This is a genomic window from Pseudomonas sp. GW821-FHT02C04 (assembly GCF_059421845.1).
In genome coordinates this window covers 183,733-209,128 of the sequence record NZ_JBWKVT010000005.1, presented here as the reverse complement: position 1 = coordinate 209,128, position 25,396 = coordinate 183,733, and the positions used below count along the sequence as shown (strand labels likewise).

21 protein-coding genes are annotated in these 25,396 nt (G+C 60.5%); 11 read left to right on the top strand and 10 right to left on the bottom strand.

Annotation, left to right across the window (positions count from 1 at the left end):
• The first annotated feature begins 47 nt into the window (after window positions 1–47).
• Window positions 48–803 carry a methyl-accepting chemotaxis protein gene (locus AC07VV_RS19610; protein WP_404943238.1) on the top strand — a complete coding sequence of 252 codons (756 nt, stop codon included), beginning with the start codon at window positions 48–50 and terminating at the stop codon, window positions 801–803.
• Window positions 804–843: 40 nt separating this feature from the next.
• Here the strand turns inward: AC07VV_RS19610 and AC07VV_RS19605 are convergent, their stop codons facing one another.
• The 4 genes from AC07VV_RS19605 to AC07VV_RS19590 are packed head-to-tail and all read right to left on the bottom strand — an operon-like array spanning window position 844 to window position 3,445.
• Window positions 844–2,157, bottom strand: coding sequence for an ATP-binding protein (locus AC07VV_RS19605; protein ID WP_495037190.1), 1,314 nt, complete (start codon window positions 2,155–2,157; stop codon window positions 844–846).
• Window positions 2,154–2,822: a response regulator transcription factor gene (locus AC07VV_RS19600; RefSeq protein ID WP_114884224.1), complete on the bottom strand. Its 669-nt coding sequence runs from the start codon at window positions 2,820–2,822 to the stop codon at window positions 2,154–2,156. Before AC07VV_RS19600 ends, AC07VV_RS19605 begins: the two co-directional genes overlap by 4 nt.
• Window positions 2,823–2,825: 3 nt before the next feature.
• Window positions 2,826–3,137 (bottom strand): PepSY domain-containing protein, encoded by a 312-nt coding sequence (locus tag AC07VV_RS19595; protein ID WP_249489970.1) that lies wholly within the window; start codon window positions 3,135–3,137, stop codon window positions 2,826–2,828.
• The gene (locus AC07VV_RS19590) at window positions 3,137–3,445 is read right to left on the bottom strand and encodes a PepSY domain-containing protein (RefSeq protein ID WP_495037189.1); all 309 of its coding nucleotides are present in this window, start codon (window positions 3,443–3,445) and stop codon (window positions 3,137–3,139) included. Before AC07VV_RS19590 ends, AC07VV_RS19595 begins: the two co-directional genes overlap by 1 nt.
• 145 nt (window positions 3,446–3,590) lie before the next feature.
• Here AC07VV_RS19590 and AC07VV_RS19585 point away from each other — a divergent pair, with 145 nt between their 5' ends.
• From AC07VV_RS19585 to codA, 5 genes are all read left to right on the top strand, one after another.
• Window positions 3,591–4,670, top strand: coding sequence for a patatin-like phospholipase family protein (locus AC07VV_RS19585; RefSeq protein ID WP_495037188.1), 1,080 nt, complete (start codon window positions 3,591–3,593; stop codon window positions 4,668–4,670).
• A gap of 86 nt (window positions 4,671–4,756) precedes the next feature.
• Window positions 4,757–5,113 carry a 6-carboxytetrahydropterin synthase QueD gene (gene queD, locus AC07VV_RS19580; RefSeq protein ID WP_007955941.1) on the top strand — a complete coding sequence of 119 codons (357 nt, stop codon included), beginning with the start codon at window positions 4,757–4,759 and terminating at the stop codon, window positions 5,111–5,113.
• An 84-nt stretch (window positions 5,114–5,197) separates the two neighbouring features.
• Window positions 5,198–6,010, top strand: a complete 813-nt coding sequence (locus tag AC07VV_RS19575; protein WP_495037187.1) for an alpha/beta fold hydrolase — start codon at window positions 5,198–5,200, stop codon at window positions 6,008–6,010.
• Between the two features lie 174 nt (window positions 6,011–6,184).
• On the top strand, window positions 6,185–7,456 hold the full coding sequence (gene codB, locus AC07VV_RS19570) for a cytosine permease (protein WP_495037186.1): 1,272 nt from the start codon (window positions 6,185–6,187) through the stop codon (window positions 7,454–7,456).
• Window positions 7,457–7,469: 13 nt separating this feature from the next.
• Window positions 7,470–8,711: a cytosine deaminase gene (gene codA, locus AC07VV_RS19565; protein WP_495037185.1), complete on the top strand. Its 1,242-nt coding sequence runs from the start codon at window positions 7,470–7,472 to the stop codon at window positions 8,709–8,711.
• A 143-nt stretch (window positions 8,712–8,854) separates the two neighbouring features.
• On the opposite strand, the gene AC07VV_RS19560 is transcribed toward codA, so the two are convergent.
• Complete coding sequence (locus AC07VV_RS19560; protein ID WP_495037184.1) at window positions 8,855–9,847, bottom strand: diaminopimelate epimerase; 993 nt, start codon at window positions 9,845–9,847, stop codon at window positions 8,855–8,857.
• Window positions 9,848–10,116: 269 nt separating this feature from the next.
• On the opposite strand from AC07VV_RS19560, the gene AC07VV_RS19555 reads away from it, so the two are divergent.
• From AC07VV_RS19555 to AC07VV_RS19540, 4 genes are all read left to right on the top strand, one after another.
• On the top strand, window positions 10,117–12,546 hold the full coding sequence (locus tag AC07VV_RS19555; protein WP_495037183.1) for a type VI secretion system Vgr family protein: 2,430 nt from the start codon (window positions 10,117–10,119) through the stop codon (window positions 12,544–12,546).
• A 2-nt stretch (window positions 12,547–12,548) separates the two neighbouring features.
• On the top strand, window positions 12,549–15,794 hold the full coding sequence (locus AC07VV_RS19550; RefSeq protein WP_495037182.1) for a phospholipase D-like domain-containing protein: 3,246 nt from the start codon (window positions 12,549–12,551) through the stop codon (window positions 15,792–15,794).
• Window positions 15,791–16,897, top strand: coding sequence for a hypothetical protein (locus tag AC07VV_RS19545; RefSeq protein WP_495037181.1), 1,107 nt, complete (start codon window positions 15,791–15,793; stop codon window positions 16,895–16,897). The genes AC07VV_RS19550 and AC07VV_RS19545 overlap by 4 nt, the downstream gene beginning before the upstream one ends.
• Window positions 16,898–17,007: 110 nt before the next feature.
• Window positions 17,008–18,159 (top strand): MFS transporter, encoded by a 1,152-nt coding sequence (locus AC07VV_RS19540; protein ID WP_495037180.1) that lies wholly within the window; start codon window positions 17,008–17,010, stop codon window positions 18,157–18,159.
• A 42-nt stretch (window positions 18,160–18,201) separates the two neighbouring features.
• Here AC07VV_RS19540 and AC07VV_RS19535 read toward each other — a convergent pair whose 3' ends face one another.
• The 4 genes from AC07VV_RS19535 to AC07VV_RS19520 form a co-directional block, all read right to left on the bottom strand.
• A complete protein-coding gene (locus AC07VV_RS19535) occupies window positions 18,202–20,625 on the bottom strand; it encodes a TonB-dependent siderophore receptor (RefSeq protein WP_495037179.1) in 2,424 nt (807 codons plus the stop codon).
• Between the two features lie 98 nt (window positions 20,626–20,723).
• The gene (locus AC07VV_RS19530; protein WP_495037178.1) at window positions 20,724–21,707 is read right to left on the bottom strand and encodes a FecR family protein; all 984 of its coding nucleotides are present in this window, start codon (window positions 21,705–21,707) and stop codon (window positions 20,724–20,726) included.
• A gap of 40 nt (window positions 21,708–21,747) precedes the next feature.
• Window positions 21,748–22,248, bottom strand: coding sequence for a sigma-70 family RNA polymerase sigma factor (locus AC07VV_RS19525; RefSeq protein ID WP_045121794.1), 501 nt, complete (start codon window positions 22,246–22,248; stop codon window positions 21,748–21,750).
• Between the two features lie 94 nt (window positions 22,249–22,342).
• Window positions 22,343–23,179, bottom strand: a complete 837-nt coding sequence (locus AC07VV_RS19520; RefSeq protein ID WP_495037177.1) for a hypothetical protein — start codon at window positions 23,177–23,179, stop codon at window positions 22,343–22,345.
• 374 nt (window positions 23,180–23,553) lie between these two features.
• Between AC07VV_RS19520 and AC07VV_RS19515 the strand changes: the two genes are divergently transcribed.
• Window positions 23,554–24,378, top strand: coding sequence for a hypothetical protein (locus AC07VV_RS19515; RefSeq protein WP_495037176.1), 825 nt, complete (start codon window positions 23,554–23,556; stop codon window positions 24,376–24,378).
• 106 nt (window positions 24,379–24,484) lie between these two features.
• On the opposite strand, the gene AC07VV_RS19510 is transcribed toward AC07VV_RS19515, so the two are convergent.
• Window positions 24,485–25,198 (bottom strand): class I SAM-dependent methyltransferase, encoded by a 714-nt coding sequence (locus tag AC07VV_RS19510; RefSeq protein ID WP_495037175.1) that lies wholly within the window; start codon window positions 25,196–25,198, stop codon window positions 24,485–24,487.
• Between the last annotated feature and the right edge of the window lie 198 nt (window positions 25,199–25,396).

Below are 25,396 nucleotides of genomic sequence, written 5' to 3'. Positions count from 1 at the left end.
ACACCGCCGACCAGTCCTCGGCCATCGCCACCCAGACCAGCGCCGGCATGGAACAGCAATACCGTCAGGTCGATCAGGTCGCCACCGCGTCCCACGAAATGAGCGCTACCGCCCAGGACGTGGCCCGCAGCGCCGCGCAAGCCGCCGAAGCGGCCAAGGACGCCGATCGCGCCACCCGTCAGGGCCTGACCGTGATCGACCGCACCACCGCCAGCATCGACCACCTCGCCGCCGACATGAGCGCGGCGATGATCCAGGTCGAAGGCCTGGCCGCCAACAGCGAGAAAATCGGCGCGGTGCTGGAAACCATCCGCGCCATCGCCGAACAGACCAACCTGTTGGCGCTCAACGCTGCCATCGAAGCCGCCCGGGCCGGTGAAGCCGGACGTGGCTTTGCGGTGGTGGCCGACGAAGTGCGCAACCTCGCTCGCCGCACCCAGGAATCGGTGGAAGAAACCCGCCAGGTGATCGAGCAACTGCAAAGCGGCACCCAGGACGTGGTCGGTTCGATGGGCAACAGCCATCGTCAGGCTCAGGGCAGCGTCGAACAGGTCGGCCAGGCCGTGACCGCGCTGCGCCAGATCGGCGACGCGGTGACGGTGATCAGCGACATGAACCTGCAGATCGCCAGCGCCGCCGAGGAGCAGAGCGCAGTGGCCGAAGAGATCAACAACAACGTGGCGACGATTCGTGATGTGACGGAATCGCTGTCGGGGCAGGCGAATGAATCGGCGCGGGTGAGTCAGTCGCTCAATAGCCTGGCGAATCAGCAGCAGAGTCTTATGGATCAGTTCCGGGTCTGACGCTTAAACCCGCTCACCACAGATCTCTGTGGGAGCGGGTTCACCGCCGAGGCAACTGAATCTCCACCTTCAACCCGCCCCACTCACTCTCCCCCAACACCAAAACCCCGCCCCATGTCTCAACAATATCCCGCACAATCCCCAGCCCCAACCCATGCCCATGGGTCTGCTCATCCAGCCGCGCCCCCCGACTGAACACCTGATCACGCTGCGCCTCGGGAATCCCCGGCCCGTCGTCTTCCACACTCAGCACAAAACCTTCCGCCGTCTCCACCACGCTCAGACGTACCTCGGCATCCGCCCATTTGCAGGCGTTGTCCAGCAGGTTGCCGAGCAATTCCAACAGATCCTCACGGTCCCACGGCAATTGCAGCCCGGTCGGCGCGACGTAGCTCAACGCCAGGTGTTCGCCGTGAATCATGTTCAACGTCGCCAGCAGCCCCGGCAGTTCCGCATCACAATCGAACAGCGCCCCCGGCAGCGCATCGCCGGAAAGCCGCGCACGATTGAGCTCGCGGTTCAGCCGTTGCTGTACCTGCTCCAGTTGTTCCTTGAGAATCCTCCGCAACTCGGGATGGGCGTCGAGCTTTTCGTTCGAAGCCAGGCTCAGCAGCACCGCCAATGGAGTTTTCAGTGCATGCCCGAGGTTGCCCAAGGCATTGCGCGAACGCTTGAGGCTGTCTTCGGTGTGCGCCAACAGGTGGTTGATCTGCGCCACCAGCGGTTCCAGTTCTGCCGGCACCTGCTCGTCAAGTTGTGAACGCTGGCCCTGTTGCAACTGGGCGATTTGCTCGCGAGCCTTTTCCAGTGGGCGCAAGGCGCGGTGCACGGTCAGTCGCTGCAGGATCAGGATCAGCAACAACCCGGCCAGCCCGAGCCCCAGTCCAATCTGACGCATGCGCTGGAAGCTCTCGCGCACCGGCGTGTAATCCTGGGCCACGCTGATCGAGATCGACTGGCCGAGCCGTTTGTAGTCTGAACGCAGCACCAACAGTTGCTGGCCGTCCGGCCCCAGTTGCAGGTTGCTGTGCAGGCCTGGCCGTTCAAGCAGTGGCAGTTCCTGATCCCACAACGAACGGGAGCGCCAGTGACTCTCGGCGAAATCGATGCGGAAGTAATGCCCGGAAAACGGCCGCTGATAGGCCGGCGACAAGTGCCGCTCGTCCAGTTGCAAACCTTGCGGGCCACGGACCAACGCCACCACCAGGCTCTCGCTGTCATTGCGCAGGCCGGCTTCGAGGTAACGCTGCAACCCCACTTCGAACAGCCACAGGCTGGTTTGCGCCAGCACCAGGCCGACGATCACCATCACGCTGATCAGACCCAGGCTCAAGCGGCGCTGGATCGATCTCACGAAGCTTGTCCGCCAAACAGATAACCCTGGCCGCGACGGGTTTCGATCACGCTTTTGCCGAGTTTGCGGCGCAGGTGGTTGACGTGGACTTCGAGCACGTTGGAGTCGCGCTCGGTTTCACCATCGTAGAGGTGTTCAGCGAGATGGCTTTTGGAAAGGATCTGCTCCGGGTGCAGCATGAAGTAGCGCAGCAGGCGAAACTCGGCGGCGGTCAGTTGAATATCGGCGCCGTCACGCACGACGCACTGCCGGCCCTCGTCCAGATGCAGCCCTGCGGCCTTGAGTGTCGGCTGGTTGGCCTGCCCCTTGGAGCGGCGCAGCAGCGACTGAATGCGCAAATGCAGTTCTTCCGGGTGGAAGGGTTTGGTCAGGTAATCGTCGGCACCGGCCTTCAGGCCTTCGATGCGCTCGGCCCATGAGTCGCGGGCCGTGAGGATCAGCACCGGCGTCGCCAGCCCGCCGGCGCGCCATTGCGCCAGCACTTCAAGGCCCGGCACACCCGGCAGACCGAGATCGAGAACGATCAGGTCGTACGGCTCGCTGCGGCCCTGATAGACCGCATCACGGCCGTCCGCCAGCCAGTCCACGGCGTAGCCCTGGCGTTGCAGGCCGGCGATCAGCTCATCGGCCAGAGGAACGTGGTCTTCCACCAGAAGCAAACGCATCGATCAATCTTCCTTGTCTTTCAGTAAACGGCCGGTGGCGGCCTCGAGATGCAGCTCGCGTGTCACACCGTCGACGGTCAGCAACTCGACTTCGTAAATGTAGACGTCGTGTTTTTCTTCCAGCTCGACTTCCAGCAGTTTCGCGCCGGGGTAGCGATCCAGCGCGTTATGCAGCACTTGCTCCAGCGGCAGAATCACCCCCTGCTGACGCAGGCGCAGGGCCTCGTCCTGGTCGAGGTCGCGGGCCACCACCGCCGAGCAGACAATCAAAAGCGCCAACGCAGTTCGACTGGCGGCGCGAGCATTAAGCTTCATTACGTATCCTGATGATCCTTGAGCACTTGCCCGCTGACGGCGTCCAATTCCACGTCCCATTCCAGCCCCTGCGGATCACGCAAGTCGACCTGGTAGAGGTACTTGCCGTACTTCTCTTTCAGCTCGGAGTCGGTAATGGTGGAACCCGGATGCCTGGCCAGCGCCGTGGCATTGAGCTTCTCGAAGGACACGATAGTACCAGCGTCACGCAGGCGCAGGGCTTCGTCCGGGCCAAGATCGCGGGCATGGGCGAGGCTGGCGCTCAGACCGATGAACGAGGCGAGGCTCAGGGCAGTCAGGGTTTTCATGGTGTCTCCGTGTTTTATGTGTCGCTACGGTCGGCACCATAACGGTGCGAACTTAACTGAAACTGAATGGCCATCATCGGGCCCGCTCCTGCAGGGCCGGCAACATGTGTTTATAATTCTTCGCTTGCTAACGATCGAGACCGGTATGACAGCCATCCACATCAAGTTCCCTGCCCTCACCCTCAAGGCTGGCCCGCGCGCCATGGCACGCATTCGTGCTCAAGGCCTGAACGCCGCCGACGTCGGCACGCTGCCCGGCGCTGCTGGTGGGCCGAAGGCGTTGGGGATTCAGGGGCTGGATCTGGCGCTGTTCGGCGAGTGGCTGCCGGCCGCACCGCGCGAGCGCTCGCTGATCGGTGCGTCTGTGGGTTCCTGGCGCTTCGCCAGTGCCTGTCTGCCGGACGCCGCCGAAGGCATTCGCCGCCTCGGTCATCTGTACACCGAGCAGAACTTCAACAAAGGCGTGACCATTGGCGACGTCAGCCGCAGTTCGCAGCGCATGCTCGATGACCTGCTCGACGGTCGCGATGCGGTACTGCTCGACAACGCTCATTACCGCTTGAACATCATGGTGGTCAAAAGCCACGGGCGGCTGGCGGACGATCATCGCGGCCGGCTCGGACTGGCGCTAGGTTCGGTGATCGCCGACAACCTGCGAGGCCGTGCGCGGCTGTCGCGGCACTTCGAACGGCTGATCATCCACGACCCGCGCCTGGCGCCGCCGGTGCATGCGCTGAATGACTTCCCGTCGCGCTTCGTTGCCCTCGATGCCGGCAACCTGCGTCAGGCGCTGCTGGCGTCCGGTTCGATCCCGATGGTCATGGAAGGCGTGCGCGACCTGCCGGGCGCCGGTGCCGGCACCTTCCGCGACGGCGGTCTGCTCGACTATCACCTCGACCTGCCCTACAACGGCGACGGCATCGTGCTCTATCCGCACTTCACCGACCGGGTGATTCCGGGCTGGTTCGACAAGACCCTGCCCTGGCGCAAAGCCTCGGTGGAACGCCTGCAGGACGTGCTGTTGCTCGCGCCGTCCAAGGAATACCTGGCGCGTCTGCCCTACGGCAAACTCCCCGACCGCAACGACTTCAAGCGCTTCATGGGCGATGCGCCGAGCCGGCAGAAATACTGGCGTGCGGCGATGGACGAGAGCCGGCGGCTGGGCGACGAGTTCCTTGAACTGGCTGCCAATGGTCGCCTCGCCGAGCGCTTGCTGACCCTTTAGTCAGCACAGCCGGGGACAAGCTGGTAAACTCGCCGCCTGCCCGAATTCGCTGCGGCGAACGCCATCTGAACAGAGCTGAAATCACTGTGGAAATTTTCAAAGAGTTCACATTCGAATCCGCCCACCGCCTGCCCCACGTGCCGGACGGCCACAAGTGCGGACGCCTGCACGGTCACTCGTTCAAAGTCGCGATTCACCTGAGCGGCGACCTCGATCCGCACACCGGCTGGATCCGTGACTTCTCCGAGATCAAGGCGATTTTCAAGCCGCTGTACGAGCGTCTGGACCACAACTACCTGAACGATATTCCGGGCCTTGAGAACCCGACCAGCGAAGTGCTGGCCAAGTTCATCTGGAATGAGTTGAAGCCCCTGCTGCCGGAACTCAGTGCGATCCGCATCCACGAGACCTGCACCAGCGGTTGCATCTATCGCGGCGAGTAAATCCCGCGACACAAAAAACCACCGAGACCGGTGGTTTTTTTACGCCTATGCTTTTTGGCTCGAACCCGCCAAGAGGACAGGCCCATGACGGACTGGCTGCTGGATCAGGTCTTTGATTTCAACGGGCGACAGATTCGCCACGGGGTCCGCGGCGACGGCCCGCCGCTGGTGTTCGTGCACGGCACACCCTTCTCTTCTTACGTGTGGCACCGCATCGCGCCACATTTTTTCGCCAGCCATCGGGTGCATTACTTCGACCTGCTGGGCTACGGGCGGTCCGAGCAACCGGACGCCGATGTCTCCCTGGGCGTGCAGAACGAATTGCTCGCGCAACTGCTGGATCACTGGGGCCTGCAACGCCCGGACGTGGTTGCCCACGACTTCGGCGGCGCCACCGCCCTGCGCGCGCATCTGCTCAACGGCAAGGATTACCGCACCCTGACGCTGATCGACCCGGTCGCGCTGACGCCCTGGGGCTCGCCGTTCGTGCAGCACGTGCGCCAGCATGAAGCGGCGTTCAGCGGCCTGCCCGATTACATCCAGCGCGCCATTGTCCCGGCCTACATTCGTGGGGCGATTCATCGTGACATTCCGGATAATGAACTGGCGCCCTACGTGCAGCCGTGGCTGGACGATCCGGGGCAAGCGGCGTTCTACCGGCAGATCGCGCAGATGGACCAGCGCTATACGCTGGAGGTGCAGCCGCTGTACCCGACGATTCGCTGTCCGGTGCAGATTCTCTGGGGCGAAGAGGATCAGTGGATTCCCATTGAACGCGGCCGGGCCTTGCACCAGATGATCCCTGGATCACAGTTTCATCCGATCCCGAATGCCGGGCATCTGGTGCAGGAAGATGCGCCTGAAGCCATCGTTGCTGCACTGCTGCGGTTCCTCTGATCGAATCCCATGACCTCGTGGGGGACGCCTGCTCCCCCATGGTTCGGTACGGCGCCAAATGCACTGCTTTCGCGCCGATCATCCGTGTCTCGTCTATAAATACCCGCAACATTGCGTTTGGCACGACCGCTGCAACCTCTTCGCGTCCTCCCCTTTCCAGCAAGGAACGCCCCCATGACGCAGAACGATCCCGGCAACGATTACCCCCTCAGTGAAGTCCCGATGCACGCGCGCAAAGGCCTGGCCTCGACGGCGATGGTGCTGCTGGGCTTCACCTTCTTCACCGCGACCATGTTTGCCGGCGGCAAGCTCGGTGTGGCGTTCAACTTCGGCGAAATGCTTGCCGTGATCGTCATCGGCAACCTGCTACTCGGCGTGTACGCCGCAGGCCTCGGTTACATCGCCTTCAAGAGCGGCCTGAATTCGGTGCTGATGGGGCGCTTCTGTTTTGGCGAAGTCGGCAGCAAGCTCAGCGACCTGATTCTCGGGTTCACCCAGATCGGCTGGTACGCCTGGGGCACCGCGACGGCGGCGGTGGTGCTCGGCAAGTATTTCGATCTGAACGAAGGCACGGTGCTAGGGCTGATGGTGCTGTTCGGCCTGGTGTTCTGCGCCACGGCGTATGTCGGTTATCGCGGACTGGAGATTCTGTCGTACATCGCGGTACCGGCGATGATGTTGCTGCTGATGCTGTCGATGTGGGTCGCGACCGTGAAAGTCGGCGGACTCGACGGTTTGCTCAGCGTCGTGCCCAGCGGTTCGCTGGATTGGTCAACCGCCATTACGCTGGTGTTCGGCACCTTCGTCAGCGGCGCGACCCAGGCCACCAACTGGACGCGTTTTTCCCGCTCGGCGCGGGTCGCGGTGCTAGCCAGCCTGATCGGTTTTTTCATCGGTAACGGCCTGATGGTGTTGATCGGCGCTTACGGCGCGATCGTCTATCAACAACCCGACGTGGTCGAAGTGCTGCTGTTGCAGGGCTTTGCCATGGCGGCGATGGCGATGCTGTTGCTGAACATCTGGAGCACCCAGGACAACACCATCTACAACTTCGCCGTCGCCGGTTGCAACCTGCTGCGCACCGGGCGCCGCAAGACCGTGACCCTGGCCGGTGCTGTGATCGGCGCGGCGCTCGCGCTGCTCGGCATGTACGACATGCTGGTGCCTTATCTGATCCTGCTCGGCACGGTGATTCCGCCGATTGGCGGCGTGATCATGGCGGACTTTTTCTTCCGCTGGCGCGGTCAATATCCACGGCTGTCCGAAGCGCGCCTGCCAGCGTTCAACTGGCCGGGGCTGGCGGCCTACGCGGCCGGAACCGTCGCGGCGTTCGGCTCGCCGTGGGTCGCGCCGCTGGTCGGGATCGCCGTTGCCGCGTTAACGTATATCGCAGTGACCGGCCTGCTCGGCGCCCGCAACGCGGCCGCCCCTCTACAAGATCTATAAAAGGATTCGCCCGATGCACATCATCAACGCCCGACTGCGCAACCAGGAAGGTCTGCACGAATTGCACCTGGAAGATGGCCTGATCCGCAGCATCGCGCGCCAGACCGAAGCGCCGACCCTGGGCCCCGACGACCTCGACGCCGGCGGCAATCTGGTGGTGCCGCCCTTCGTCGAACCGCACATTCACCTCGACGCCACCCTGACCGCCGGCGAGCCGCGCTGGAACATGAGCGGCACGCTGTTCGAAGGCATCGAATGCTGGGGCGAGCGCAAGGTCACCATCACCCAGGAAGACACCAAGGCCCGGGCCAAGAAAACCATTCAGTCCCTGGCCGCCCATGGCATCCAGCACGTGCGCACCCACGTCGACGTCACCGATCCGCAACTCACCGCGCTCAAGGCGATGCTCGAAGTGCGTGAAGAAAGCCGTCACCTGATCGACCTGCAAATCGTCGCGTTCCCTCAGGAAGGCATCGAGTCGTTTCGCAATGGCCGCGAGCTGATGGAAGAAGCGATCCGCATGGGCGCGGACGTGGTCGGCGGGATTCCGCATTTCGAATACACCCGCGATCAGGGCGTCAGCTCGGTGAAGTTCCTGATGGACCTGGCCGAGCGCACCGGTTGCCTGGTGGACGTGCACTGCGACGAAACCGACGACCCGCACTCGCGCTTCCTCGAAGTGCTGGCCGAAGAGGCCCGCAGCCGCGACATGGGCGCGCTCGTGACAGCCAGTCACACCACGGCGATGGGTTCCTACGACAACGCCTACTGCGCCAAACTGTTCCGCCTGCTCGGGCATTCGGGGATCAGTTTTGTTTCCTGCCCGACCGAAAGCATTCACCTGCAAGGCCGCTTCGACAACTTCCCGAAACGCCGGGGCGTGACTCGTGTGAACGAGTTGCTTGAAGCCGGAATGAACGTCTGCTTCGGTCAGGATTCGATCGTCGACCCATGGTATCCACTGGGCAACGGCAACATCCTGCGCGTGCTCGAAGCCGGGCTGCACATCTGCCACATGCTCGGTTACCGCAACCTGCAAAGCGCACTGGACCTGGTCACCGACAACAGCGCCAAGGCCATGCACCTCGGTGAGCGCTACGGTCTTGAACAGGGCCGCCCGGCGAACCTGCTGATTCTGTCGGCGGACAGCGATTACGAAGTGATCCGCAGCCAGGGCCTGCCGCTGTATTCGATCCGTGGCGGCAAGGTGTTGATGAAGCGGCAGATGCCGGTGGTGGAGTTCGTCGAGGGTTGAGCCGTGGTTATGGATCGGGCCGGCCTTATCGCAAAACGATAGAGCCGGCCTGTCAGATCTGACAGGCGACAACCGCAGCGAACCGGCTCACAGTGAAGTCCAAGGGATCCATCGTTCCCGGGGGGACGATCATGAAAGGGACTTCACCTTTTTGTCTGATGCGCGGTGCCGAACAGACGCACGCCGGTCAGTTCGCCGTCCTGCGACTCCAGTAAAATCGGCGCAGTCCCGCCCGGCATCACCACCTTCACTTCTCCCGCCGACACCCAGCCTGCCCGCCACGCCGCAGACGCCACCGCACTGGCGCTGGTGCCGGAGGACGCGGTCGGCCCTTCACCACGCTCGAACACCCGCGCAACGATGCGTTGATCACCTGCGCGCATCGCCCATTGCAGATTGACCCCGGCCGGGCACGGCTGGCCGGCGCCGACAGGTGTGGCATAGGCGATTGCGGTCAGACTGTCCGTCAGCGGCGCTTCAAGCATCTGCGCGTTACTCGGCAGTGCCGCTTCATCCTGCACCAGCGTCACGCAGTGGGGATTGCCGATGCGTACGAACTGGCTGTTCGCCCAGGCAGGATCGAGCTGCACCAACGGCCGAACACGACTGACTTCCACACCGTTGAACGGCACAGGTTCAACACCGAGCGCAGCGACGGCTGCCGGACCGAATCCAGGCTGCCCGAGATCCAGCCAGAAGCCTTGCACGCCCGCCACCTCAGCCGGTTTGACCGAGGTCGGCACGGGCGACGGCGCATCCTGTTTGTCGTGATGCACCTGCAGTGGTGCGCCCTCTTTCGGCATCAACCCTTGTTCAAGCAGCGCCTGGGAGAAAATCGTCAAACCGTTACCCCTGCGCTCGGCCAGCGTGCCATCTGTGTTGACGATCAGCAGATCGAAGGGTGGCGACGATTGAAACGGGCCGATCAGCAAGCCATCGCTGCGATGGTGCTTGGCACCGGCGGGACGAATCGCGTCAGGCCATTGGCAGAATGTCTCTATGGCCTGCTCGCTCCAGAGAGCTCTGGATAACGCGGCGTCCTTGGCACTGGTCGGCAGGTCGATGCCCGCCTCACGCACCTGTCGGGGTGAAACCACACCATAGATATTGCCGCGGGCATCGTAGAACTTCGCCATCTGTTTTCCTGCGCTCAGGCTCCTGTCAGCGCTCCACTCTACTGCCTGACGGGATCGACAATCACCTGGAAATATCAATAAAAGTGATATCACTTTGCCAAGAAATATCTCGTAGCAACTTCAAGCAGCCCTTATAAACCGTTGCCTTCAGGGCATGTGCGCAACTTTTTGCGCAACTTTAAGCCTTTATGATCCGCTTCGGTTCTGGATCAGGCTTTCGCCCGCTTTAGAACTTTCAGGAGATTGTGTTTCACCTCAAGGAGCGCCAAATGTTCAGTCCAGCCAACGAAACGCACTTCAGCCTTACCGTTGAGGACTACGTTTGCGACCTGCAAGTCCTGTCGTTCACCGGCACCGAAGGCATCAGCCAGCCATTCCGTTTCGACCTGGAGCTGGTCAGCGAAAACCCGGATCTGGACCTGGAACAGCTCCTGCACAAACAGGCGTTCCTCGCCCTCGATCCTCAGGGCTCCGGCATCCACGGCCAGATCTACCGTGTCGCCCAGGGCGATGCCGGCAAGCGCCTGACTCGCTACAAGGTTTCGCTGGTGCCGCAGCTGCAATACCTGCATCACCGCACCAACCAGCGCATCTACCAGCAGATGTCGGCGCCGAAAATCATCGCGCTGATCCTCGACGAGCACGGCATCAAGGGCAACGCCTACAGCTTCCAGCTCAGCCAGCCGTGCCCGGATCGCGACTACTGCGTGCAGTACGACGAAACCGACCTGCACTTCGTCCAGCGTCTGTGCGAAGAGGAAGGCATTCACTACCACTTCCAGCACAACCCGAAAGGCCACCTGCTGGTGTTCGGCGATGACCAGACCGTGTTCCCGAATCTCGGCCAGCCGACCGCGTACGTGCAGGGCAGCGGCATGGTCGCCGAAGAGCCGGTGATCAAAGGCTTCCGGCTGCGTCTGGAAACCCGCACCAGCCGCACCACTCGCCGTGATTACGACTTCGAAAAACCGCGCCTGCAAATGGAGGCGGCGTTTAAACCAGAGAGCGGGCCCGACGGCGAGAGCACTGAACCGGATCTCGAAGACTACGACTACCCCGGACGCTTCATCGACCGCGCGCGCGGCAAGTTCCTCAGTCAGCGCGCCCTCGAACGTCATCGCGCCGATTATCGTCAGGCCGAGGGTCGCAGCGATCAGACCAAATTGGTCAGCGGCCACTTCATGGAAATGTCCGACCACCCGCGCAGCGAGTGGAACGACCTGTGGCTGCTCACCGAAATCTTCCACGAAGGCAAACAGCCGCAAGTCCTCGAAGAATCGGTGACCAGCGACACCACCGACCACAAGGACGACTTCCACCAGGGCTACCGCAACCGCTTCCTCGCCACCCCGTGGGACGTGTTCTACCGCCCGGCCCTCGAACACCCGAAACCCCGCGTGCTCGGCAGCCAGACCGCCATGGTCACCGGCCCCAAAGGCGAAGAAATCCACTGCGACCAATACGGCCGCATCAAGGTGCAATTCCACTGGGACCGCGAAGGCCAGGCCGACGACAAGACCAGCTGCTGGCTGCGCGTCTCCAGCAGTTGGGCCGGCGACCGCTACGGCGCCATCTCCATCCCGCGCATCGGCATGGAAGTCCTCGTCACCTTCCTCGAAGGCGACCCCGATCAGCCACTGGTCACCGGCTGCCTGTACCACAAGGAAAACCCGGTGCCCTACGCCCTCCCGGCGAACAAAACCCGCAGCGTCTTCAAAACCCTCAGCTCCCCGGGCGGCGGTGGCTATAACGAACTGCGCATCGAAGACAAAAAAGGCGCCGAACAAATCTTCATCCACGCCCAGCGCGACTGGGATGAAAACGTCGAGCACGACCAGAAAATCCGCGTTGGCAACGAACGTCACGACACCGTGGTGAAGAACACCTACACCGAGCTCAAGGCCGAAGAACACCGCACCACGATTTCCGACCGCAAGGTGGAAGTGAAGTCCAGCGATCACCTGACGGTGAACCAGGATCAGCACATCAAACTCGGCACCGCTCAGTTGACCAGCGTGGGCAAGGAAATCCACCTCAAGGCCGGGGACAAAATGGTCATCGAGGCCGGCAGCGAACTGACCCTCCAGGCTGGCGGCAGCTTCATCAAACTCGACGGCGGCGGGATTACCGTGATCGGCCCAGTGGTGAAAATCAACGCCGGGGGATCGGCCGGATCAGGCTCCGGAATTGCGATCCTGATGCCGCTGCTGCCGATTCCCGCTCCTTCGGCCAAGGCCGGCAATCTCATGGCGTCCGCGCAACCCGGCGTATTACCGACCAAGCCCGAGCCACGGGAATACTTTTTCGACATTACCCTGACCGATGTGCCCGGCGATGAAGGTTTCCCGCTGGCCCACACCCTCTGGCAGATCGTCCAGGACGGCGTGGATGAGCCGTTGCTCGAAGGTCAGACCGACGAGAACGGACGCGTCAACATCGACGAACCGCAACGCCTGAAACTCTCGAAAGCCTATGCCGAAGCCGGCCCGTTGTGGCTGTGCTATCCGGGGCAACGCGTGCCCGTGGCCCTGCATGACGAACCGGCGGACGCGGACAAGGAACGCTTCGCCCTCGCCGCCCTCGACTTCCATGACAGCACCCGCCACCGCACCATCAACACCGCCAGCAACGAACGCAGCAAGCAGGACTTGCTCACCGACGGCGACCTGTACAGCCGACTGCACAGCACGGACGAATGACCATGACGGATTCCGCTACCCCCTACAACGGCGTTCGCCACAAGGAAGTCAGCCAGATCAACACGGCCGCCGGCAAAGCGCTGCCTGCGGTGAATGCGCCGGACTTTTTCATTCAGGACAAATCTGCCTTCGCGCCCAAGCGCAGTGGCAACCAGGTACGTTTTTTCACCACTGGCGAGGATTACTACAAGGATCTGGCCAAAGAAATCGCCAAGGCCGAATCCTCGATTTTCATTACCGGTTGGCAGGTCAACTACGACGTCACCCTGGACGGCAAGCAAACCTTGTGGGAATGCCTGAGCAATGCCCTGAAAAAGCCCGGCCTGAAAATCTACGTCATGCCGTGGCTGAGCCCGGCAGCAAGCGTCGGCACTCATGACTTCGAAACCATGCTCGCGGTTTTCCAGCTCAACGCCGGACTGAAAGTGCCGCGCGCCTTCTGCACCCCGGCCATTCAGCAAAGCGACATGAAGGGCCTGGGCTCGACATTTTCCCATCACCAGAAGTGCGTGGTGATCGACAACAAGATCGGTTATGTCGGCGGTATCGACCTGGCCTACGGGCGTCGGGATGACAACAACTTCAGTCTGGATGCCAGCGACCGCAAGGGAAACGATGCGTATAACCCGGGGATTCCACATCTGGGCTGGATGGACATGAACAAGCACGTCAGTCGAGCCGGCCTGCTGTTGGGCACGCTGTTCGACTTGTCCAAACCGCTGGCCGAAACGACAATCGGCACAGAAAAAACCAACGTCAAACTGGCGCTGCCGCGTCGCGATACCCTCATCAACGCTGTCGCGGCGATTCAGAACTTCTTCGCCAGCCCGCCCCTTCCCGTTCTGGATCGGGCAATGAAGGCTGGCAAAAGTCTGAAGGAGTCCGTGTCCTCCATCGATCCTTTGGCCAGGCCCAGGGAGTATCTGACCGACGCGGCCATCCGCAATATCACCGCGCTGATCAAACACAACTGGACACGTCTGCCGCTTGCCGAGCCGCTCAAGGGTCAGGCTCAAGTGTGGATTCGCGAAGTCGAAACCAGCGCCGGCAATTTGCAGGCCTCGCTGCGTCTGAAGAGTTACGAGCTGATCAACAACTGGACGAATTCGACCGATCTCGGCCGCCTTGTCGCGATGTTCTGCGACAAGGGTTACGACGCGATGCCCGCAGAGAAAATGGGTTGGCTGAACAACATCGGCCAATTGACCACTTCATTGCTCGGGCACTTTTACGCATTGCTGCAAGACCGCGTGGCCAATCACCGCGAGCCCTTTGTCTATCTCAAACACAAACCGCAGCCACTGGCTTCGGCAGATTACAGCCGGCTGGACAAGGACCAGCCGCGCATGCCGTGGCAAGACGTTCACAGCCGCATCGAAGGGCCGTCGGTGTACGACCTGTCGCGCAACTTCATCGACCGCTGGAACGGACAACAGGCCTATATCGCCGAGATCAAGAGCCTGGAAAAGACCACTGTCATCGTCGCCCTGATGGAGTGGGTCAACACCCTGGTCAGGGACGCCGGCCTGCCCCACCACCTGGACCTCAACAATCAGATCAACCTGAAACTGCCAATGCCCAAACCGGTGTGGATCGATCAGGCTCCGACCCTGCCGACACCGCCGCAGACCGCGCAAGGCGGGGTCAGCGTGCAGGTATTGCGCAGTGCTTCAGCCGCCATGACCACTCAGGAAGCCAAGGGGCGAAACCTGGCCAAGGTCAACCTGCCGCTGCCCGAGGGTTTCAACGTTGGCGGCGTCCAGGACAACTGCCTGCGCGCCATGCTGCAGACCATTTCCAGTGCCCAGCACTTCATCTACATCGAGAACCAGTTCTTCCAGACCGATTTCGGTGACGAGGGCGAACTGGCAGAAGGTCGGCCACTGTCCGGCCCGATGGCCAGCCTGCGCGACCCGTCCACCTTGAACGAGAATTTCGTCGCCCGGATCAAATTGCGTGAAGCGATGGAAAACCAGGACTTCACCCAGATCGACTGGAAAGAAGTCAACGCCATCAGCAAGGAACCCGGCGAAGAGGCCCGCACCTTTCTCAAAAGTTTCCTGACGATCTGGCAGACCAACGCACAGGGCTGGCTGACGCAGAAATTGGGGAAAGAACAGAAGCTCACCAACAGCATCGGCAAGGCGCTGGCCGACCGCATCGGTCGGGCGATTGCCGAAAACCGTCCTTTTCACGTGTACCTGATTTTGCCGGTGCACCCGGAAGGCGCGCTGAATGTGCTGAACCTCATGCACCAGATTCACCTGACCATGCAAAGTCTGGTGTTTGGTGAGCAGAGTCTGGTCAAACGCATTCAACGGCACATGGCGATGAAGGACATGATGGATCGCGGGGCGAGCAAGGAAGAGGCAGGGAAGATTATTGAGCGGGTGGATACCAACAAAAAGCCCGTCTACGCCCAACAGGACTGGTCAAAATATTTGACCCTGCTCAACCTGCGCACTTGGGATACGCTTGGCGACCGCGTGGTTACTGAACAGATCTATGTACACAGCAAGTTGTTGATCGCGGATGATCGGGTGGCGATTCTCGGCAGCGCCAATATCAATGACCGCAGTCAATGCGGGACACGTGACTCTGAGCTGGCAGTCATTGTGCGCGATAGCGAATCGACTGAAGCCAAGCTGGACGGCAAGCACAACCAGAAGGTAGGGAAGACAATCAATAAATTGCGCAAGGATTTGTGGAAGAAGCACTTCGGAATGAGTCAGGCGAAGCAAAATGGCCCTGTGGCTCACTTTACTGTTTCGGACGAGGTTCTCGATCAGCCTGCTGCTGAAAAGACCTGGAGAGCCATTCAGACTCAAGCCGCCAGCAACTCCAAGGCATATGAATACTCCTTTAACTTCATTCCGCGCAACTTCAATCAATCACAAGTAATCGAATCCTCAACTGCTCAGCAGTATCAAGATGGATTTCCATCCCCAATCTGGCCAACCTGGACTTATCGCTCAACGTTGCATTTGAAACTAGGCGGCCAAATATCGGATCCATTGCCACATGAGCAAGGCTTCTGGGAAAGCAAAACTCTGGCTGGTGTGAAAACGTATCCTGCTCCCATTGGAGTTAGGGGTTTTATTACCGCTTTACCTATCTGTTGGACAAAGGGCGAGAACAATGAATCAGGGTTGAACCTAACAATCATTGCTCACAATCAGGACAAAAAATCCGACGTACACATCGCAAGTTTGAGCGAAGCGTCGCATCGAAATGAGCACAGTTCATGACACGGATTATCATTACCTTCGCCTGCCTGCTGCTGGGAGCTCAATCAGTCTTTGCTGAACCTGCCTTGCAAGAATGCCTGGGACGCACCAGATTCGAATCGCCAGAAGCATTCGAATGGGCAACGTTTGCTATTGAACGCAGCAACATGAAAGGAGCAGGAGGCCATGTATTCTCTAAAAATGTTCATGCCGTAGGTGACTACGTCAGTTATGACTATGACGAAATGACCATCAGAATCAGCGACGTCACGACACGGGAAAGTTTTGACAGAGAACGCAACGCCATCGTTTACGAAACCGAGCACTATAAAAAAACTCTGCAGGACGATCTCAAGACCAACGAGTACCTGTTGGCATCTATCAAGGAGATGAAGTACTCAGACGACATCGTCAAAACCCAGGAGAACCGAATCACTCAGCTGGAAGAGCGGATTAAAAAAACCAAAAAATACGAACACGACCTGGGCATCCCCGACTCCCACGTCCTGGGCAGTAAAGAAACGCCCTACGAATTCCTGCTCTGGCGCAACAATCGGGTGTTCTACTTCAACATGAACAAACCCGCCGAAAACTCCGCACAACGGATCAAGGACTTTGCCGCCCGCTTCGAAGCCCGCGACCTCTATCAAGTGCCCGAAGGCCCCGGGGTCTGTATGCCCTACGGTTTTATCCATGACGACGGCAAGACCGGTTTCAACGTCAAAAACAGCCTGCGCTTCACCAGCACGCCCAACGTCATCATGAGCCTGATCAACGCCTCACTCGGCAACCACGCCAAACCCACCGACGGCACCTACGACACCGACTACCGCCCCGGCTACGACGCCGATATCTGGAAAAAGTCGAAGATCATGGAGAAGTTCTACATCGGCGATCGCATGACCACCCTCGAAGGCTGGCGTCTGGACCCTCGCCCGGAAACTACGGAGCAGGATCGCGCCTGGTTCGCCATCGCCCATGTCGGCGGTCTCGCCAGCCCGCTGATCGCAGCGCAGATGGTTACTTTCCAGAAAGGCACCGACGGCCTGAAAGATCTGGTGCCCCCGCCCGAGGCGGTCGTACCGCGCTTTTTGAAGTTGACGCAAAGTATCCGTGAGCAGTGAGCCGTTCTCGCCGATCAGACTGATCGGGAACTCAAGGTCGCGGCCCATGGACTGATATGCAAGGATGTTGCCCTGCATCACGCCATTGACCGCAAGACCAAGGACGTTTCATGACTGCCATCAACACCCCGCCTCCCCTCGCTCCCGGACGCCTGCAACAGATGTCCACGCGCATCGCCTTCTTCATCGCCGGGCTCGGCATTGCCGCGTGGGCGCCGCTGGTGCCGTACGCCAAGGCGCGGGCCGGGCTCGATGAAGGGACGTTGGGGCTGTTGTTGCTGTGCCTTGGCGTGGGCTCGATTCTGGCGATGCCGCTGGCGGGGATTCTGGCCACGCGGTTTGGCTGCCGGAAAGTGGCCACCGGCGGCACGCTGTTGATCTGTGCAGCGTTGCCGTTGCTGGCGACGGTGTCGTCGATCCCGGCGTTGATCGCCACGTTGTTCATGTTCGGTGCAGGGCTCGGCACGGTGGATTCGACAGTGAACCTGCAAGCGGTGATCGTCGAGCGGGCCAGCGGCAAGAACATGATGTCGGGCTTTCACGGCCTGTTCAGCCTCGGCGGGATCGTTGGTGCGGCGGGTGTCAGCGCCCTGCTCGGCCTTGGGTTGTCGCCATTGGCGGCGATGCTTGTGGTGATCGTGGTGTTGATCGCGGCGCTGTTCAAGGCTGTGCCGCACATGCTGCCTTACGGCAGTGAAAGCTCGGGGCCGGCATTCGCAGTGCCTCACGGCATCGTGCTGTTCATCGGCGGGATGTGCTTCATCGTCTTTCTCACCGAAGGCGCGGCGCTGGACTGGAGCGCGGTGTTTCTGGCGCAGGAACGCGGGATCGATACGGCGTATGCAGGCCTGGGTTACGCGGCGTTTGCGCTGACGATGACGGCGGGCCGTTTGACCGGTGACCGGATCGTTCGCGCACTGGGCGCAACCCGGATCATTCTGTTTGGCGGTCTGCTGGCAGCGGCCGGATTGTTTCTGGCAACGTTCGCCCCGAGCTGGGAGGCCGCACTGTTGGGTTATGCGCTGGTCGGCGCCGGGTGTTCAAACATTGTGCCGGTGCTGTACACGGCCGTCGGCAAACAGACAATGATGCCAGAAAGCATCGCAGTGCCGGCGATCACCACGCTGGGTTACGCGGGGATTCTGGCGGGGCCGGCGGTGATCGGGTTTGTCGCCCATGCCAGCAGCCTGAGTTTTGCCTTCGGGTTGATGGCAGCGCTGCTGGTGGCGGTGGCGATTGGCGGGAAAGCGCTGAAGGTCTGAGCCAGCTCGTTCCCACTCAGCGTGGGAACGAGCCATACAGCGTCAGAATCCGACGCTGGCCTGCACGAAGAACGTACGCGGCGCGCCGACATACATCCCCGAGTTGTTGTCGCTGGAGCGGGTGAAGTACTGCTTGTCGAAGATGTTTTTCACCCCGGCGCCGAGCTTCAGGTTCGACAGCTGCGCACCGAAGTCATAGCCGCCACGCACGTTCCAGGTCACGTAACCCGGTATGTCGCCGTACTGTCCGTCCGCCGTGCCTTCGGTGATGTAGTTGTTGCTGAAGCTGCCGTCGGCATTCACGCCGGTGCCCGGCGAGCGCTGTTTGGACTGGGCGAAACCGTCGATGTTGTAGGTCCAGCGATTGATGTCGTAACGCAGGCCGACGGTTGCCACCTGACGCGAATAGAACGGCAGGTCGCGGCCCTTGAAGCCCGGAATCTCGCCTTCGTAGGTCGCGCGGGTGTAGGTGAAACCGGCGTTGGCGGTCAGGCCATCGAGACGCGGATCCAGCGCAGCCATGTCGTAGTGCACCGAAGCCTCGATACCCTGGTGCTTGGTGGCGCCGAGGTTGGTCCAGCCCACGTCGTTGCTGATGTATTGCAGTTCGTCATCGAAGTCGATGTAGAACAGCGTCACTTCACCGCCCCACACGTCATCGTTGTATCGGGTGCCGATCTCGTAGGTCTTGGCTTTTTCAGGCTCCAGACCATTGGCGGTCTGATCACCCGAACCGCCCTGACCGAGCTGGAAATACTGCAGGCTGCCGAACGAGGTTTCGTAGTTGGCAAACAGCTTCCATGCATCCGACAGGTGATACATCACACTCAGTGCCGGCAGCGGTTCGTTGCTCTCGATGCTGCGGTTTTTCTCCGGCACGCGTTTGCCGGCGGTGTCGAGAACGGCGCGATCGTGCCAGTCGGTGCTGATGTGCTCGAAGCGAATGCCCGGGGTGATGGTCCAGTTACCGACGTCGATCTTGTTGTCGACGTAGACCGAGTTGGCCTCGGTGCCGCCGGTACGGTCCTGGAACACATGGCCGTCGGACGACGGGGTGACCACCGGCACATTGTTGACCAGCGCCAGGCGGCTCGATTGCTCGTGCATCGCCTCTTTCAGGTAGCGATAACCGACGCTGACTTCCTGAGTGGTCGGGCCGACATCGAATACCCGCGAGACGCGTGGCTCGATGCCCAGCGTGTAGTAGGAACGCGGATACGAACTCAGGGTTTTCTGGTCGCGGGCGGCGATGGTGCTGCCACGGAAGCTGTCGGTGTAATAGGTCAGCACTTCAGCCTGGGTGCGTTCGTCGATCTGGCGGATCCACTTGAACGACACGTCCTTGCGGCGGCCGCTGAAGTTGTCGTAGTCGCGCACCGAGTCATACGGTTTGTCGTCGTACTGCTTCTGCGTCAGGCCGCCGGGCATGTCGGCACTGGCGTCGTAGTAGTGGAAATTGAGGCTGAAATCGTCCTGATCGGTCGGTGCCCAATGGGTCTTGAGCAACACGTCGTCGATGTCGTTGCCGTTGTTGCGCTCGCGATAACCGTTGCCGTTGACGCCGGAGTACAACAGCGCCACGCCCATGCCGTTGTCGGCCGTGCCGCCAAGGAACGCGGTGTCGATGTGTTTCCAGCCGCCGTAGCGGGTGGTTTCCAGGGTGGTGCCGATTTCACCGGTGGCTTTTTCCGGGATGGCACGGGTCACGAAGTTGATCACCCCGCCGACGTTCTGTGGCCCATAGCGCACGGAACCGGCGCCGCGCACAACGTCGATGCTGTCGAGGTTGCCAGAGGAAATCGGTGCCATCGACAGTTGTGGCTGACCATATGGCGCGAACGCTGCCGGCACGCCATCGATCAGCACGGTGGAGCGCGGCGACAGACGCGAAGTCAGGCCACGCACGCCAACGTTCAGCGAGATATCGCTGCCGCCGGTGCCGTTGGAGTCCTGCACCTGCACGCCCGGTACACGCTTGAGGACGTCGCTGACGTTCATCGCGCCCTGCTCGACCATGGCTTCGCGACGGATCACCGTCCGCGCGCCCGGGTGGTTCTGCACCACGGCGGCATCGGCGTCGCCGAGCCAGTCACCGACCACTTTGATGTCGGTCACGCCCAGTTCCAGAGGGCCGTTGGCGGCTGCGGTCGGTGCCGGCGAGAGGGTCACCGAGCCTTCATTGATCTGATAGTTCAGGCCACTGCCTTGCAGCAACTGGCGCAGTGCGTCCTCCGGCGAGAGGTTGCCATCGACAGCCGGAGCCTGTTTGCCGGCGACCAGATCCGGGCTGAAAAACACCTGCAGCGAGGTTTGCTGACCCAGTTCGCTCAGCGCCTGGCCCAGTGGCTGCGCGCGGATATGAATGGCGTCGGCCGCAAATGCCATCGGCATCGCAGCGTTGACCGCCAGCGCGAGCGCCAGCGGCAACCAGGGGGATTTTTTGTTGTTGGCGGTGGTGTTTTTCACGTCGTACGTAGTCCTGTGGATCGCAAGAGTGTGCGGCTGTTAATGCAAACCAGTTGCAGTTGAACAGGAAGACGACGAACTCGAAAAAAACCTGAATTTTATTTTGAAATTATTTCCTGACTGCCGTCGGCGAGGGTGCGCACGGCCACCGGAAGGATGCTCGGCAAGGCCTTGAGCAAGGCGTCAGTGTTGTCGGATTTGAACACGCTGGTCAGGCGCAGATTGGCCACCGTCGGATTGGCGACAGTCAACGGCTTGTCACGGTAACGGGAAACCTCTTCGACGACTTCGCTGAGGCTGGCGTTGTTGAACACCAGTTTGCCGCTGCGCCACGCCGTCAGTTCCGCCGGGTTGACCGCATAGGCCTGGGCCACCACGCCGTGGGCATCGACATGGGTACCGAGGCCGGCCGTCAGGTTGATGAACTCGTTGTCCGGCGCATTCCGCCCCTGCACCTTGACCGTCCCCTGTTCCACCGCGACCCGGGTCTGGGTCACGTCGCGGCGCACATCGAAGCGGGTGCCGGTGACCGTGACCTTGCCACTGCCGGCCTCGACCACGAACGGGCGCGAAGTGTCGTGCTCGACGCTGAACATCGCCTCGCCTTCGGTCAATTCGATGAGCCGCCGATCCTTCTCGAAACGCACCTGCAAACGGCTACGGCTATTGAGATCGATCACCGAACCGTCCGGCAGCGCGACATGCTTGCGCTCGCCCAGCGCCGTGGCGAATTCGGCGCGGTAACCCGCCGGGTGATTCAAGCCACTGAACAGACCGAGCCCAAGCGCCACCGCGACCACGCTGGCCGCCACGGCATAACGCAGCAACGGGCGGCGTTCGCGACGTGCTGGCGGGGTTTCACACAGGGCCTTGAGCCGTGGGGCCGGGAGCAGATCCGCCGCCGTCCACAGGCCTTGCAGCAACTGGAATTCGTCACGGTGCTGGGGATGTTCGTTCAGCCAGGCGTCGAAGTTCCGATATTGTTCGGCATCGACGGCTGGTTCCTGCAAACGCACAAACCAGCGTGCCGCGTCATCGCGCATCGTTGTTTGCCCGCACGCGCAATCACGAGTATCCATCATGGAATGTCCTGTTTGGCTGGGGATGAAAAGACGCCGCGGCTCATGATTGCGCCCCGTCGAGGCGATCACGCAGATGCCGCAGGGTGCGGATCATATACTTTTCCACCATGTTCTTGGACAGGCCCAGGCGTTCGGCGATTTCCGCCTGGGTCAGGCCTTCGATCTTCTGCCAGACGAAAATCCGCCGACAGTTGACCGGCAACTCGGTGAGCGCCCGCTCGATGGAATCGGCCAACTGGATCGCATGCATGTAATGCTCCGGGTCACCGGTCGGCGACTCACTGAGATCGATCGCCTCCGACTCCATGGCGCCCCGCCGGTCCTCACGCCGATAGCCGTCCACCGCGATGTTGCGCGCCGTCTGGTGCAAATACGCCCGGGGTTGCTGCACCGCCGACGAATCGGACTCGAGCACCCGCACAAAGGTGTCGTGCGCCAGATCCTCGGCCTGCGAGCGATTGCGCAGGCGGCGGGTCCAGGTGCCGATCAACTCTTCGTAATGCTCGAGAAAGCCGGGTCTGCGGGGCAGCATGGGGATCATTGCGGCGTGCTGAGGAAAGGGGCGTGAATAGTAATGCTTCCTATTAAGCCCGGCAAATCATTCCTGGGGCCCTCGACAAGAGGATGCAAACACCCTATTTGCCTTTGACCTTGCCGATACCTTTTCCCTGATCCGGGTCGACAATCCCGAAGCAGCCCACCGGTGGGTGCAGGTACTGATACAGGGGATTGACCAGCAGGTGCGCATCACCGCAAGTAATCAAGTGCATGTGGTCACGGTAAGTGTCGATGAGGTGCTGGATCGAAGGCGCGATGTAGGGATGAATGCCAGTGCGCAACCCCATGCCGGCCTTCACGTAGTTCGAATAGAGTTCCTTGAACTTGCCACCGTCCTTGGCTGACAGCCGCGTAGTTGGCGATGGAGGAGCACTGAACAGATCCTGAAACTTCTCGAACCCCGTCCTCTCTCCCACGTAGGGCCTGGCAAAATCTGTGAGGGCCTTGTACTCGGCCTTTAGAAATCCCATGTCCGCAACTTTTTTGCAGTCGTCCAGCATGCCTTGGACGAATGCAACCATGACATTGGCGGGAAAGTCCTGCGCCTTGTTGTAGTAATTCTTCATCAGGTTTTCAAGGATCGGGAAAACCGAGTGCTCCCAGCCGAAAACCTTGCCCCGGTCGAAAACCGGCGCGAACAACGGCGGCACTGACTGACGCGTGACGTCCCTTGGATACTGCTCGACATGGCAGACGATCTTGTTGTCTTCGATCAGCGGACCGAAGAAGTCTGCCCATACACCCTGAGCCGCCCACTGAAACGGCGGTTCCCGGTGGGCATCGCCAGTGAGAAAGATCATCGGGTCGTACTCATCCGGAAAATGTTCGGCGGCCGCTGCAAGATCCTCCGCCCGCTCATCCGACATCAACACCCCTTCATCGATCCACCAACTGCTGCCGAACTTCTTGCCCATGAAATAGCACTCCGTCAGTCCCTTGCAGTGAGCATCCGTTTCATGACGCTAGCCGTCATCCGGGATTTTTCCAGCAGCCCACGACACCCGGGGCTCATGGAAAGACCCGAGCGCTGTTTCTGCGGCAAAAAAACTGGGTTTAGGGGATAGCTGAAATTTTGGGCGGATTGATATTGGTTGGCTGCGATGAGGTGCTGTGTTGGGGCTGAATGGCGGTCAGCGTCTTTATAAAGTGCTTATGATGGGCTCTCTTTAAGCCTTTTTTGTGGTCCTGCCGGGGCTGGTGAAGAATTGGAACCGGTTGTGCGGCGCATTACAAAAACGGTGGATGATTTGTTTTTCCCAATCATGGATCGGCAGAGGCAGGCAGGTTAATGGCTTTACCTTCATTTGACAGGACTTGGCGTGGCCAACAGGAAATCAAGCCTCGTATTGTGGTGCTCGAGATTCGAGATAAGGCGCGCGTTGAGGAGCTCCCGCTGGGCTGGGTTGTGGTTGAGCGCGAGGAGACATATGTACGCGATGGTGACAAGGGTGAGATCAGCGAGGCTTCAATACGTTTGTCATACCGAACAATCACGGCCAAACGTTCGTCCTACGCACATGGGAGTGGCCAGTTCTGTGGTAGTTACTCACACCATTTCAATGCGGTTTCTCTGACATCGTCGTCGATGGCTAAAGGCGCAGTATTCCTTGACTTGCCGGAGCTTCGAGGGCAACGGGTTGGCACCTACTTGATGAACGAAATCGTTCAGTGGGTGAAGCAATGGCCGGAGGCTGAAGTTAACTCCATAGAGTTATTGCGTGGGCAGGCGCGTGGCGACAATAAAGCACGGCGTAACAGATTCTACGAGCAGTTCGGCTTGTGTTTTGACTATACGGATTCAGGACAGCGTGAGGGCTTTTCGCGTCCGATGCTGGTTAAGGGTTTGTCCGTTGTCGATGCATGGGAAAAGAATATTCGCGAACACAGGATGTTTGATTACCTCAGTGAGCGAATGGACGTTCTTGATTCCGTAGAGCTGGAGCTTGGAGGACGCAAGCAAGCTAATGCGTACTTGAAAGACGAGCTCAATAAGGCCGAGTCACGCCCTTTGCGGTGGGCCTTGAGGCGGTTCTACATCCTGCATTCTGGATTGATGACAACGGGGCTAGTCCTGGGGCTTTTGGCCAGCGTGTGTTGGCTAAAACTCAGCTGACTTTCAAGCCCCTCGCCGATGAACACTGCGCCACCCACGTGACGGGGGTGTTGATCTTTTCTTGCAGCAACATGAATCGCCCCGGGTTTCGTACACCTCCAGCGCTCTAACCCGCGACAATCTCCGCGTTGCGCGAGCAAAACCACCCATGCATCAAGCCAGCCTGAAAGAACTGAACCGGCGCCTCGAACCCCGCCGACTCGATCAGACCGGCGACTTGCGGCGCTGGCAGAATCGCCACATCGCTGGCATACGCCGCACGCGCTCGCTCAAGCATTTGCGGCGGCACCTGGGCCGATGCCATCAGCGTCATCCAGTGACGCAGCAATGCTTCGTAGGCCGGTGATGCGGTATCAGAGGCGAGATCCGCATTCGCCAGAACCCCGCCCGGCACCAGACGACGGGCAATCTCATGGAAAAAGTCGATACGGGCCTGCGTGTCGAGCAAAAACTGCGACACCAGAAAACAGGTCGCGCCGTCGTAAGTGGATTCATCCTTCAACGTATCAAGGTAGCCCTCGTGAAAACGGCAACGGGCAAGGAAACCGCCCTCTGCTGCTCGCTGACGGCACACGTCGAGCATCGCGCCCGAAGGGTCGACTCCGGTGAATTGCCAGCCGGGAAACCGCTGGGCCAGGTGCGCAATTTCCACACCGGTACCCACGCCAACACAGAGTATCCGGGCATTCTCCGGCAGGTCCGCGAATACCGAATCCAGCAACAAGTACAGCGCATCACGAATGGACGCCATCCCGCTCCACTGTTTGTCATAGACAGCGGACTGCTGGTCGAACAACGCCTTGAGTGCTTGATTGTCCATGGAGACATTTCCTCTGCATCATGATCGCGGTGAGGTTTCATTATCGCAGGGCTGTCAAGGCCTCCCCGATACCGCCTGCGATTGATCATTCCACCCATCAACTGGTCGCAATCCATCAACCCCACCCCCGCCCTGCACCCTAGATTAGATCCCACAACAACACGCCGCCCCGAGCGGCCCGCTACCGTGGAGATCGCC